The following is a 12,465-nucleotide window of genomic DNA, read 5'->3' as shown; positions in this document are numbered from 1 at the left end:
TCAACGGCCGACGCCTGCCGACTCCATAGGAGCCGAGCACAGGGCTCGGTAATGCACAGGAGATCTGAAATGCCCGATGCACAAGGCAAGATTCGTTATGCAGTGGTAGCCGGCGGCTGGATTTCCCAGGGCGCGTTCATGCCCGGGGTCGGCCAGACCGACAATTCGGTGATGACCGCACTGGTCACCGGCGACCCAGTCAAGGCCGATCGGCTGGCCGCGCTGTACGACATCAAGAGCTACAGCTACGAAGAGTTTCCCACCCTGCTGGCGTCCGGCGAGATCGATGCCATCTATCTGGCGACGCCGAACTTCCGCCACCGCGAATTCGCCGAGCCGGCGCTGCAAGCCGGTATCCATGTCCTGCTGGAAAAGCCCATGGCCACCAGCGAGGAAGACTGCCAGGCGATCACCGCCGCCGCCGAGCGCTCCGGCGCCAAGCTGATGATCGCCTACCGACTGCACTTCGAGCCGGGCACCGTGGAGATGGTCAGCCGTATCCGCGCCGGCGAGATCGGCGATCCGCGCCTGTTCACCGCCACCTTCACCCAGGTCGCCGATCCGGCCAACCACCGCATGCAGAATGGCTACTGGGCAGGTCCTGTCACCGATATGGGTCCCTACCCGATCAATGCGGTGCGCAACCTGTTCGACGACGAACCCCTGGAGGTCCGGGCCGTGGCCATCCAGACGCCCGGCCGCGAGATCAATACCCCCGACACCGTGAGCGTCACCCTGCGCTTCGCCGAAGAGCGCCTGGCCACCTTCACCGTCAGCTACAGCCTGCCGAGCAGCCAGCGCCTGCAGATACTGGGCACCCAGGGTGAGTTCGAGGCCTCGCCCTGCTTCGGCTTCGGCAAGGGCGTGGCCATCGCCTACCGCTCGATCATCGATGGCAAGACCCAGGAACGCCTGCACCCGGTGGTCGACCAGTTCGCCGGCCAGACCCAGTACTTTTCCGATTGCATCCTGCAGAACCGCGAGCCCGAGCCGGACGGCGACGAGGGCTGGCGCGACGTCAGGATCCTCGCCGCCATCGAGCGCGCCCTGGAAAGCGGCCAGCCGCAGCGCCTGGAACCCCTACCCAAGCGCCCGGGCATCAGCGTGGAACAGGCCCGTCGCCTGCCCCTGGCCAAGGTGCCGGACTATATCAATACCGATGAACCGGTAGGCTAGGAGCAGCGGCAAGCCTCAAGCTGCAAGCTTCGAGTTGCAAAGCGCGAGAGCCTGCGCCCCGCGCTGTGGCGCGTGACCCGTCGCGTGTGGCTTGCCGCTTGAGGCTTACAGCTGGACGACGTCGAAGGTCACGTCGGTGGCCACGTCGGCATCGTAGTCCACATCGCTGCGCTCGAAACCGAACAGGCTGAGGAACTCGTGCTTGTAACCGGCGTAGTCGGTGAGCTGGAACAGGTTCTCGCTGGTCACCTGCGGCCACAGGGCCTTGCAGGCATCCTGTACCTCATCGCGCAGCTCCCAGTCGTCCAGGCGCAGGCGGCCTTCGCCGTCGACCGCGCCCGGTTGCCCGTCGGCACGGTACAGGCGATCACGGAACAGGCGGTTGAGCTGCTCGCCGGTGCCTTCGTGCAGGCCCTTTTCCTTCATGATCCTGAAGACCATCGACAAGTACAGCGGCATCACCGGAATGGCCGCGCTGGCCTGGGTGACCACCGATTTCAGCACCGCCACGTTGGCGCCGCCGCCGTTGGCCCGCAGGCGCTTGTCGAGGCGAACGGCTGTCTCGTCCAGATCCTGCTTGGCCTTGCCCAGGGCGCCGTGCCAGTAGATCGGCCAGGTGATCTCGGTGCCGATGTAGCTGAAGGCCACGGTGCGCGCGCTGGGCGCCAGCACGTCGGCCTGGGCCAGGGCGTCGATCCACAGTTCCCAGTCCTGGCCACCCATGACGGTCACGGTGTCGGCGATTTCCTGCTCGCTGGCCGGCTCGATGGCGGCCTCGATGATGGTGTCCTTGTTGGTGTCGATGGCGGTCGACCGGTACGCCTGGCCGATCGGCTTGAGCGCCGAACGCACCACTTCACCGGTCTGTGGCAGCTTGCGTACCGGCGAGGCCAGGGAGTAGATCACCAGGTCGACCTTGCCGCCCATTTCGTTCCTGATCAGCTCGATGACCTTGGCCCGCGCTTCGTCGGAGAAGGCGTCACCGTTGATCGACTTGCTGTACAGGCCTTCGGCCTTGGCGAACTTGTCGAAGGCGGCGGAGTTGTACCAGCCAGCGGTGCCGGCCTTGGTCTCGCTGCCGGGCTTCTCGAAGAACACGCCCAGGGTATCGGCGCCGAAGCCGAACGCGGCGGTGATGCGCGCGGCCAGGCCATAACCGCTGGACGCGCCGATCACCAGCACCTTCTTCGGACCGTCGTCTCGCACGCCCAGCTTGCGCGTGGCCTCGATCTGCCCGGCCACGTTGCGCTCGCAACCCAGCGGGTGGGTGGTGGTACAAATGAAGCCACGGACTTTAGGGTGAATGATCAACGCGTTTACCTCGTCATCGAATGTGCGGGCGACAGTGTAATGTCGATTACCCGCCTGAGAAAAAGGGAAATAGACTTATTGGTCGTCGCAAATCCCATCCAGGCCACAATTTTCCGCTTTTATCGCATCAACCGGATGCGCCTGCTCTGATCGACACGGCTGCGGATCTGCGAGCCGACCGCCGGCATGCCGATCAGCCGGCACCTGTCGGCAGGCAGCGCGTCCGGCTCGGCGTACTCGAGCAGGGAGCCTGCGCGATCACGCCAGTAGAAGCCCAGCACATGCCGGGTGCGCTCGAGCTCGCATTCGTAGACCTGGCCCGATCCGTCGTCGAAGCGAGGGATACTGCGGCGGTTCAGGCCGTACAGTAGCCCGGTTCCCCACAGCAGGTTGCCATCGTAGGCACGGCGGTTGTACAGGTCGGTGGTTTCATAGCGGTCGTAGGGCGGCCTGGCCTCGAATCGCGCCCGCCACAGCGGCACGTAACCGAAGAAGGCATCCCAGGACTTGACGCGCTCGCCACTGCGCTCGTCGGTCATCGGCCGGCCATCGGCATAGCTCGCCTCCGACCACAGGCGCCCCTCGATGCCCAGCGGGAATACCACCAGCAGCAGCAACCAGGCCAGGGGCACGGCCCATATCAGGCGGCGCCTCCTGGCCCGGGCATCGATGACCAGCGCGATGAACAACGTTTCCAGCAGCAGCACCAGCAGGATCAGCAGCTTGCCGATCTCCAGCGGCTGGATGCCGACACCCGAAGAGAAATAGATCAGCGAACCATGGCCGGCTTGCAGAAACAGGCAGGCGGCGGCACCGAACAACAACAGGGCACAGACGCCCTGGAGGATAGTGGCGACTTTCATCGAGGCATCCATCATCAAACAAAGCGCGCAATTTAACGCAAAGCCTCGTCCACGCCCAAGCCTCGATCCCGGCCGCTGTCACCGGCCGCCCAGGGATTGGCAACCTTCCAGGGCCGTACAGGCCGCCATACGCCGCGGATCGCGGCGCCTGCAAGCGCGGCACGGGCGCAGTCGAGGCCTATGTCGGAAAGACGATCCCGGTGCGCGAGGCGGCGTTGCGGATATGTTCCTGCATCGCCTTGCGCGCCGGGTCGTTGGCGTGGCGGGCCAGGTGACGAAGGATCTTGCGGTGTTCCTGCCAGGTCTCCATGGCCCGCTCGGGGCGGATGAAGGGCAGCTTCTGGCTTTCCAGGAACACCGCCTCGCTGGCGGTGATGATGTGCTGGATGGCCAGGTTGCCGCTGGCCTGGAGGATACGCCGGTGGAACTCGAAATCCAGCCGCGCGGCGGCCTCGAAGTGCTGCGCGCGCAATTCCAGGCGCATGGCCTCGACGTTGTCGCCCAATTCGTCGATGTCCAGCGCGGTCAGCACGCTGGCCGCCATGCCGGCGGCGAAGCCTTCGAGCACATAGCGCAACTGGAAGGTATCGGACGCCGACACCTGCTCGGCGAACGGCCAGGAAAACCCCGCCGCCTTGCCGCCGCCGTTACCCGGGGCGGACTGCACGTACACGCCCTTGCCCGGCTGCACGCTGACCATCCCCAGCGCGCTGAGCGACGACAGCGCCTCGCGCAACGAGGCGCGGCTGACCCCCAGGCGCTCGGCCAGGTCGCGCTGCGAAGGCAGCACGTCGCCGGGGCGATAGCCGCCATCACGGATCAGTTTCTGAATGGCATGCAGGGCCTGTTCCGGGACGGCGCCTCGCCCTTGGGTATCGAGCATCTGTTCAGACCAGTGGGTTCGAAAACATCCCTTTTACGGCCTTTTCACGCTTCCAGGCAAGTGCCGCACCACACTGGATCGCGCCCTGCAGGGCTTGCGCCACAAGGGAGCAAGCGAGCAGACCCGATTCGCACAGGGATCATCAACTGTTCAGACCAGTAAGACCTTGAAGTGCAACGGAGAAAGCCGTTCTCACGGCATTTTCGTCCGCCCTGGCATGCCCTGTGCACTGTGCTCGGTACTTTCACTTGCCGTGACACGAGGTCTCCCCCATGCGTACATTCCGTCATCTTCTACTGGCCGCGGCTCTCTGCGGCAGCGCCCTGGCACAATCGGCCGCCCACGCCGACGCCCTGAGCGACATCGCCCAGCGCGGCACACTGAAGGTCGCCGTGCCCCAGGACTTCCCGCCGTTCGGCTCGGTCGGCCCGGACATGCAGCCACGCGGCCTGGACATCGACACCGCGCAACTGCTGGCCGACAAACTCGGCGTGAAGCTGGAACTGACCCCGGTCAACAGCACCAACCGCATCCCCTTCCTGACCACCGGCAAGGTCGACCTGGTGATCTCCAGCCTGGGCAAGAACCCCGAGCGCGAGCAGGTCATCGACTTCTCGGCGGCCTACGCGCCCTTCTACCTGGCCGTGTTCGGCCCCGAAGACAGCACGGTGGCCAGCACCGACGACCTGGCCGGCAAGACCATCAGCGTGACCCGTGGCGCCATCGAAGACATGGAGCTCAGCGCCGTGGCCCCGCAGGGCGCCACCATCAAGCGTTTCGAGGACAATAACTCGACCATCGCCGCCTACCTCTCGGGCCAGGTCGACCTGATCGCCAGCGGCAGCGTGGTGATGGCCGCCATCGCCGAGAAGAACCCGAAGAAGGTGCCGGTGCTGAAGATCAAGCTCAAGGACTCGCCGGTGTACGTCGGCATGGCCAAGAACCAGCCGGCGCTGCTGGAGAAGGTCAACGCCCTGATCGCCGAAGCCAGGCAGGACGGCAGCCTCAACGCCAATGCCGAGAAGTGGCTGAAGCAACCGCTGCCCGCCGATCTCTGAGCGGCCCAGCCCGATGGCCTATCAATTCGATTTCGCTGCGGTTCTGCAGCAGGGCGACCTGCTGCTCAAGGGCGCCCTGTTCACCCTCGAGCTGACCGCCATCGGCACCCTGGCCGGCGTCGCCATCGGGGTGGTCGGCGCCGTGGTGCGCGCCTGGCGGCTACGGCCGTTCGACTGGCTGTTCGGCGCTTACGTGGAGCTGATCCGCAATACCCCGTTCATCGTCCAACTGTTCTTCATCTTCTTCGGCCTGCCTTCGCTCGGCATACGCCTGAGCGAATGGGAAGCCGCGGTGCTGGCCATGGTGATCAACCTCGGCGCCTACTCCACGGAAATCATCCGCGCGGGCATCCAGGCGATCCCCCATGGCCAGCTGGAGGCGGCCTCGGCCCTGGCCATGAGTCGTTTCGAGGCGCTGCGCCACGTGGTCATCCGCCCGGCCCTGGCCAAGGTATGGCCGGCGCTGTCGAGCCAGATCATCATCGTCATGCTCGGCTCGGCGGTCTGTTCGCAGATCGCCACCGAAGAACTGTCGTTCGCCGCCAACTTCATCCAGTCGCGCAACTTCAGGTCCTTCGAGACCTACCTGCTGACCACCCTGCTCTACCTGGCCATGGCGATCCTGCTGCGGCAGGTGCTGAACCTGGTCGGCCGCTACCTGATCGTCGGGAGGCGCTGATGGATTTCACCCTGTGGGACATCATCCGCAACCTGCTCACCGGGCTGCAGTGGACCCTGCTGCTGTCGCTGGTGGCCTTCGCCTGCGGGGGCCTGGTCGGCCTGCTGGTGATGCTCGGGCGCATCTCGCAACTGCGCGTCCTGCGCATCCTGGCCCGGGGCTATATCGAACTGTTCCAGGGCACGCCGCTGCTGATGCAGCTGTTCATGGTGTTCTTCGGCATCGCCCTGCTCGGCGTCGACGTGTCGGCGTGGATGGCCGCGGCCATCGCCCTGACCCTGTTCACCAGCGCCTTTCTCGCCGAGATCTGGCGCGGTTGCGTGCAGTCGGTCGCCCACGGCCAGTGGGAAGCCTCGGCGAGCCTGGCGCTGAACCGCCTGGAACAGTTGCGCTACGTGATCCTGCCGCAGGCGCTGCGCATCGCCGTGGCGCCGACGGTGGGCTTCTCGGTGCAGGTGGTCAAGGGCACCGCGGTCACCTCGATCATCGGTTTCACCGAACTGACCAAGACCGGCGGCATGATCGCCAACGCCACCTTCGAACCCTTCCTGATCTACGGCCTGGTCGCCCTGGGCTATTTCCTTCTCTGCTTCCCGCTCTCGCTGGGCGCCCGTTACCTGGAAAGGAGGCTGCATGTCGCTGCTTAGCGTTACCGCACTGCACAAATACTACGGCACCAATCACGTGCTCAAAGGCGTGGACCTGAACATCGAGGAAGGCGAGGTGGTCGCCATCATCGGCCGCAGCGGCTCCGGCAAGAGCACCCTGCTGCGCACGCTCAACGGCCTGGAGTCGATCAACGACGGCGTCATCGAAGTCGACGGCCAGTACCTCGACGCCCAGCGTTCCGACCTGCGCGCGCTGCGGCAGAAAGTCGGCATGGTGTTCCAGCAGTTCAACCTGTTCCCGCACCTGAGCGTCGGTGAAAACGTCATGCTCGCGCCCCAGGTGGTGAAGAAGACCGAACGCCAGGAAGCCCGGCGCATCGCCGAGAAGATGCTCGAACGGGTCGGCCTGGCGGAGAAATTCAACGCCTATCCCGAGCAGCTCTCCGGCGGCCAGCAGCAGCGCGTGGCCATCGCCCGCGCTCTGGCCATGTCGCCGCGGGTGCTGCTGTGCGACGAAATCACCTCGGCCCTCGATCCCGAGCTGGTCAACGAAGTGCTCAGCGTGGTGCGTGAGCTGGCCAAGGAAGGCATGACCCTGGTCATGGTCACCCACGAGATGCGCTTCGCCCGCGAAGTGGGCGACAAGCTGGTGTTCATGCACCACGGCCGCGTGCACGAGATCGGCCCGCCGAAAGAACTGTTCAGCGCCCCGCAGACCCCGGAGCTGGCCAACTTCATCGGCAGCATCAACTGAGCGGCGATCGCCCGCACAGCGTAAATGGTGGGTTACAGCGCCGCCGGTATCGCGGGACATCCGCATCGTCCAGGCGGCGCTTGAGTTCCGGCTGGATCAGGCGATCCGTACCGTCAGGCTGTTGGAGGCGGTGCCGAGGGTGCTGATGTCGTCCTTGGGCACCACGTAGCCCTCGCCTTCCCCCACGGCCGAGCGGTAGTAATCGACCACCGATTCGTCGAACACTTCCGAGGTGGTGGATTTCTTCAGGCCGTAGACGTTGCCGTCGGCATCGCGGGCCTTGATGCCGTCAGGAGCGTCGCTGACGATATCCTCCAGGGTGCCGGACACCGGCCCGCCCTCGCTGGGCGCGATGGTCATGCGCGCATTGTTGCCCTCGATGTAGCTGACGTCGTAGAAGGTCTGGTCGCCGTTCACGCCACCGTTGAAGGCCACCTCGCCCAGGGTCACATGGGCGCCATCGCCGGCCGAGCTGCGGAAGTTGCCGGACCAGCCTTCGGGGAACGACTGCACCAGGCTTTCGCCCGGTTGCAGGGTGATCGACTCGATCCCGGCCTCGCCCGCGTTGGCGGTGAATTCGATGGTCAGCGGCGTATCGCCATCGTTGACGAAGGTCAGGCTGTTGCCTTCTGGCGGCGTGCCACCGAGTTCCAGCGCGCCCGGCGCTACCGCGGGCAACTCGTCCTGGGTCACCGGCGGGATCTGCTCGGTCACCGCCCGTTGCTGCAGCGGGATCTCCGACGTCGGCCCCGCCAGCGGCGGCAAGGGCTCGGCGCTGGGCATCATCAGGCGCAAGACGTCGAGCTCGTTCTGGTAGTGCTGGGCCAGGGCCTCATCGCCTGCCGCCCTGGCCTCGTCGCGCGCCTGCTCGCGGCGCGTCCATTCGCCCTGCCAGGCGCCCCGCAGCACCGCATCGAATTCGAGCCCCGGCTCATTCGGCCCGGGTAGCCCATCGAATTGACCAATGTTATCGACCGTCATGGCTCACCCCTTCAATCCCGCCGCTGATGCCCAACCCGCCCGCAGCCTGAGCCGGCAACGGCAAGCCCCCACGAAATCCCGGCCCGGCTCACGCCCGCCAGCGTTCCTGATTGCACGACACTAACGGCAGTCCGCCCGTGAGTAGTGTGAAAAACTGTTAAACAGACCAGGCCCGCTCTTCTGCAAACAGCCCTGCCATGCCCTCGAGAAGGCCGGACGGCGGGGCTTGCGGGCCTTTTGTGTGCGCAAAGTCGACGACCGGGCTGCAACATCGCTGTCATCCAGTGGCGGCACAGTCCGGGTTCAAGCTTGTTTCGGCTTCATGATGGGAGTCGTTGTCGTCAGGCCTCTATCACGCATCTGGTCGAATGGAGCCCACCCCATGAGCAGCATCCAGCGTCTGTCCAAGAGCCCCACGCCCACGCCCGGCAAAACCTTCGACAACTCCCTGGCCCTCGCCCGACTCAAGCCGCGCAGCGAATCCGAGCCCGGCTACAGCGCCGCCCCGCGGGATGGCAAGGCGCCAGACTTCGCCGACTACCAGTACATCGGCCCGCCCGATGAAGTCGCCAACGACACCATTCGCTACGAGACCCAGGATGGCGACAGGGTCATCGTCCTGCGTTCCACCTCACCGGCGCTCTACGAGCAGGTGAAGAAAGACTTCGAAACGCTCAAGGCCCTGAACGAGGCGACGGCAGGTGGCGACCGCCGCGCCGGCAAGGACGACAAGGCCGCGCAAAGCCTGCGCGACTACCCGGCCATCGAAAGCGTCACCCCCGGGGTCCTGCGCTTTCGCAACCGGGACGGCGACTGGACGGTACTGGCCAGGGCCGACAACCCGGAGATGTTCGACAAGGTCTCGGCCTTCAAGGATTCGCTGGACGGCATCGAGGCCAGCGCAGAGGACGGTTACCGCCGCGCCAGCGACAACGAAACCTGGCCAGGCTACAGCGGCCTGGGCGTCGGCGCCGTGGACGAAATGGGCCCTGGGCTGATTCGCTACCACAACGGCGACGAGAAGGTGGTGGTGCACAGGGACGACAACCCCGGCCTGTTCGACTACCTGGCGAAGATGCAGAAACTGATCGGCGACGACGCCTCCCGTGGCGCCATGGATCGCGCCCAGGGCGCCGGTCACCGGCTGCTCGAGCGCGATGGCGAGCCACCGGCCTATGCCGACTACGCGCGTATCACCTGGGAGGGCAGCCTTGGCGACAACGGCATCATCACCTACCAGACCTGGAGCGGCGAGAAGGTCGCCGTCTCCGAAGCGGTCAGCCCGGAGATGTTCGCCGCGCTCAAGCAGCATGCCGAGATCATGCTCACCGCCAACGCCCAGGAGAAGGAAGGCTACGCCATGCTACACCCGGACGATTACCTGACCAGCGAGGAAATCGCCGGCGCGCTCATCGGCCCGGAAGGCGAGATCGGCGACGGCTTCGTGCGGGCGGAAATCGTCGACGGCGACAAGCGGCGCAAGATCGTGGTCTCCCGCGAGCTCAGCCCCGACCTCTATGACCGCCTGGTGGCCGAGGACTCGGGGCGGCGCAACGACAGCGGCAAGATCGACGACGCCCGCCGCGACAGCGACCTGCCCCTCACCGGCGAACTCGATATCGGCTCGATGGAAACCAGCGAAACGGACCCCGACGACAGCTCGCGCGCCCTCAGCGTCAACGAGCTGACCTGGCAGAAGGTGATCGAAGGCTGGAAAAAAGGCATCGAGGACGGCTCGATCAAGGAGGACGACGACCGCGCCAGGATGTACCGCGCCCTGCGTGCCCAGGGCACCCTCGAGGGCGGCCTGGACATGGTGACCCTGGACATCGGCAAGGGCCAGAGCACCGCGGGCGCCAGCGGCGACGATTTCGAGTCGATCATCGATGGCCGCAAGGTGGACGAACAGCTCACCACCCTGTTCGCCAGCGACAGCGTGCAGAAGGATTTCATCGCGGCGCAGAAGGATGCCGTCGACGCCCTGCCGAACAAGGACGAGGTGGTGAAGAAGCTCCAGGACATGGCCTTCAGCGAAGACTACGTCAGGCACATCCAAGGGCTGGAGGCCGAGCACAAGCAGGATCTGGCCGAGGCCGACATCCGCGAAACCTATGCGCAACTCGCCGTGCTCGACCCGGAAAAAGCCGCCGAGTTCGCCCAGAAGCTGCAGCTCGACGCAGCCATCGTCGACCTCGACAAACTCATGGAAAACCCCGCGCTGATCAACGACGACAACCTGGCCCTGGCCACCCAGGACGTGGTCAAGACGTTGCTCACCGCGTTGAAGAAAGCCGGGGTGGACCTGCCCCGGCGCACCGTCGAAAGCATCGACAAGTTCATCAACGAGTTCCTCGGCGACAAGCAGACCGCCAAGGATTTCGGCAAGGCGCTGCAGGAGCTGGGCGACCGCTTCATCAAGAACGGCGAAGTGACCCAGGGCGACATCGACCAGTTGATGAAGAAGGACGTCTACCAGGCGCTCAACGAAAAGACCGGCGGCGGCATGCTCTCGACCATCAGCGTGCTCAACAGCAACGGTGCGCTGGGCTCGACCGGTGGGCTGATCTCGCTGGCATCGGGCATCTACCAGATGGCCGGCGGCAAGCTGGGCGGCACCCCCGAGGAGCGTCTGGCGATCGCCAAGGACATGGTCGCGTTCTTCGGCGCCAGCCAGCACTTCGTCAACCTCGGCAGCCGCGTCATCGACACGATCAACGGCAGCCATCTCAACGCCATGCTCGGCCTGGACAAGTCACTGCCGGAAATCTTCGGCAAGGACACCCCGCAGAACCGCCCCTTCACCTCCGAGATCGGCGCGCGTTTCCTGGACAACATCGACGAGTTGCTGTCCAGCGCGCCCCTCGCCGACGACGCCAAGATGGCGGAGAAACTCAACCTGTCCCAGGCGGACTACAAGGAAGTCATCAAGGGCATGCGCCAGGGCTTCTCCGGTACGCCGTTGCTGCCCGACTCTACCGCCTTCAGCCGTGGGGCCGGCGCCTTCCTGCGCATCCTCGATGCCGGTGCCAACACCTTCGTCGGCGTGGCCGACACCGTGCTCGGCGGGCTGATGATCAAGAAAGGCGCCGACAGCGGCGACGCCGCCATGATCGCCCAGGGCGCCATCACCGTGGCCGCCGGGGCCTTCGGCGTGGGCGGCGGCGCGGCCTCGTTCGGCGCCCTGGCCAAGCTCAGCTTCGCACGGGCGGCGGTCGGCCCGCTGTTCTGGGTGTCCGCCCTACTGACCATCGCCACCCTGCCCTTCAGCATCATCGAAGACATCAAGTACAACAACAAACTCGACGCCTACCGCGACGACCTCAAGGACCTGTTCAACGATCTGGAGCAGGACGGCCTGCTCAGCGATGACGGCCTGCTGCGCTACGAATTCCTCGACGCCTACATGCACAGCTATGGCCAGCGCGACGCCCCCGACGACCAGAGCATCTTCGACTACCGCAGCGACGAATACGACTATTTCGTCGACCGGGGCCACACCTATTGGGACGGCCAGCACGACGACTACGAGGGCGATGGCAAGAACCTCGACAGCCAGATGGACCGAGGTTCGACCGTGGGTTCGTAAGGGTCGCCGCCGCACGGTCAGGGAGGCCTGTGCGGCGATGCCGGGGGCGGTTCGATCAGGCCAGCCTGGAACTGTCCTTCGCGGCGCGCAGATCGTGGCGCAGTTGCAGCACGAAGCGGGAGATGTCCCGCGACGAGGCGAGCCGCGAGCGGGCAATCCCGGTGACCTTGATAAGCACCTCGTGGGTCAGCGGGTCGCTTATTTCGATCACCATCGAATCGTCATGGCACACGCTGCAACGGCAGTTCAGGGGCAGAAAGGCGGTCTCGATAATCCGTCTTTGCTCAAGCACCGACATCATCATGCGAACCTCCGAACCCCACGCGGCCGCCCAACGGCGGCCATCTGCAAAAAAGCCCCGGCAAGCCGGAATGCCGATCAGATAAGGTTTTTGTAGGAGCAGGGGCGCCTACAGAAGAGCGGCAACCCGCCGCCCGTGTAGGAGCGTCGACCTCGGCGCGATGCGGTGGCGGCCATCCCACAAAACCAGTGGTGCGACCCGCAATCGCCGCGGGGGCGCGGCTCCCACAGGGCCGGGGTAAACCGCCGTTTTGCGAGCCCAATGC

11 protein-coding genes are annotated in these 12,465 nt (G+C 65.4%); 6 read left to right on the top strand and 5 right to left on the bottom strand.

The features are described 5' to 3' along the window. The first annotated feature begins 69 nt into the window (after positions 1 to 69). Complete coding sequence (locus tag DNK34_RS12655; protein ID WP_131174795.1) at positions 70 to 1,176, top strand: Gfo/Idh/MocA family protein; 1,107 nt, start codon at positions 70 to 72, stop codon at positions 1,174 to 1,176. Between the two features lie 105 nt (positions 1,177 to 1,281). Here DNK34_RS12655 and fabV read toward each other — a convergent pair whose 3' ends face one another. From fabV to DNK34_RS12640, 3 genes are all read right to left on the bottom strand, one after another. After that, the gene (gene fabV, locus DNK34_RS12650) at positions 1,282 to 2,487 is read right to left on the bottom strand and encodes an enoyl-ACP reductase FabV (protein WP_131174794.1); all 1,206 of its coding nucleotides are present in this window, start codon (positions 2,485 to 2,487) and stop codon (positions 1,282 to 1,284) included. Between the two features lie 119 nt (positions 2,488 to 2,606). After that, entirely contained in the window at positions 2,607 to 3,350 is a 744-nt protein-coding gene (locus DNK34_RS12645; protein ID WP_131174793.1) for a hypothetical protein, read from the bottom strand. Positions 3,351 to 3,528: 178 nt separating this feature from the next. Next, positions 3,529 to 4,233, bottom strand: a complete 705-nt coding sequence (locus DNK34_RS12640; RefSeq protein WP_131174792.1) for a FadR/GntR family transcriptional regulator — start codon at positions 4,231 to 4,233, stop codon at positions 3,529 to 3,531. 272 nt (positions 4,234 to 4,505) lie between these two features. Between DNK34_RS12640 and DNK34_RS12635 the strand changes: the two genes are divergently transcribed. The 4 genes from DNK34_RS12635 to DNK34_RS12620 are packed head-to-tail and all read left to right on the top strand — an operon-like array spanning position 4,506 to position 7,332. Beyond that, positions 4,506 to 5,291, top strand: a complete 786-nt coding sequence (locus DNK34_RS12635; RefSeq protein WP_131174791.1) for a transporter substrate-binding domain-containing protein — start codon at positions 4,506 to 4,508, stop codon at positions 5,289 to 5,291. A 13-nt stretch (positions 5,292 to 5,304) separates the two neighbouring features. Beyond that, complete coding sequence (locus tag DNK34_RS12630) at positions 5,305 to 5,970, top strand: amino acid ABC transporter permease (protein ID WP_131174790.1); 666 nt, start codon at positions 5,305 to 5,307, stop codon at positions 5,968 to 5,970. After that, on the top strand, positions 5,967 to 6,617 hold the full coding sequence (locus tag DNK34_RS12625) for an amino acid ABC transporter permease (protein WP_131174910.1): 651 nt from the start codon (positions 5,967 to 5,969) through the stop codon (positions 6,615 to 6,617). The genes DNK34_RS12630 and DNK34_RS12625 overlap by 4 nt, the downstream gene beginning before the upstream one ends. Continuing rightward, positions 6,604 to 7,332, top strand: a complete 729-nt coding sequence (locus tag DNK34_RS12620; protein WP_131174789.1) for an amino acid ABC transporter ATP-binding protein — start codon at positions 6,604 to 6,606, stop codon at positions 7,330 to 7,332. Before DNK34_RS12625 ends, DNK34_RS12620 begins: the two co-directional genes overlap by 14 nt. Positions 7,333 to 7,428: 96 nt before the next feature. On the opposite strand, the gene DNK34_RS12615 is transcribed toward DNK34_RS12620, so the two are convergent. Next, on the bottom strand, positions 7,429 to 8,313 hold the full coding sequence (locus tag DNK34_RS12615) for a glycoside hydrolase 64/thaumatin family protein (RefSeq protein WP_131174788.1): 885 nt from the start codon (positions 8,311 to 8,313) through the stop codon (positions 7,429 to 7,431). 382 nt (positions 8,314 to 8,695) lie between these two features. On the opposite strand from DNK34_RS12615, the gene DNK34_RS12610 reads away from it, so the two are divergent. Continuing rightward, positions 8,696 to 11,899: a hypothetical protein gene (locus tag DNK34_RS12610; RefSeq protein WP_131174787.1), complete on the top strand. Its 3,204-nt coding sequence runs from the start codon at positions 8,696 to 8,698 to the stop codon at positions 11,897 to 11,899. Between the two features lie 55 nt (positions 11,900 to 11,954). Here DNK34_RS12610 and DNK34_RS12605 read toward each other — a convergent pair whose 3' ends face one another. Continuing rightward, entirely contained in the window at positions 11,955 to 12,203 is a 249-nt protein-coding gene (locus DNK34_RS12605; RefSeq protein WP_242675315.1) for a DUF1652 domain-containing protein, read from the bottom strand. Between the last annotated feature and the right edge of the window lie 262 nt (positions 12,204 to 12,465).

The sequence above is a fragment of the Phytopseudomonas dryadis genome (genome assembly GCF_004327355.1).
Lineage (GTDB): Bacteria > Pseudomonadota > Gammaproteobacteria > Pseudomonadales > Pseudomonadaceae > Aquipseudomonas > Aquipseudomonas dryadis.
Note: the sequence above shows the minus strand (reverse complement) of the source record. Positions and strands in the feature narration are given on the sequence as shown.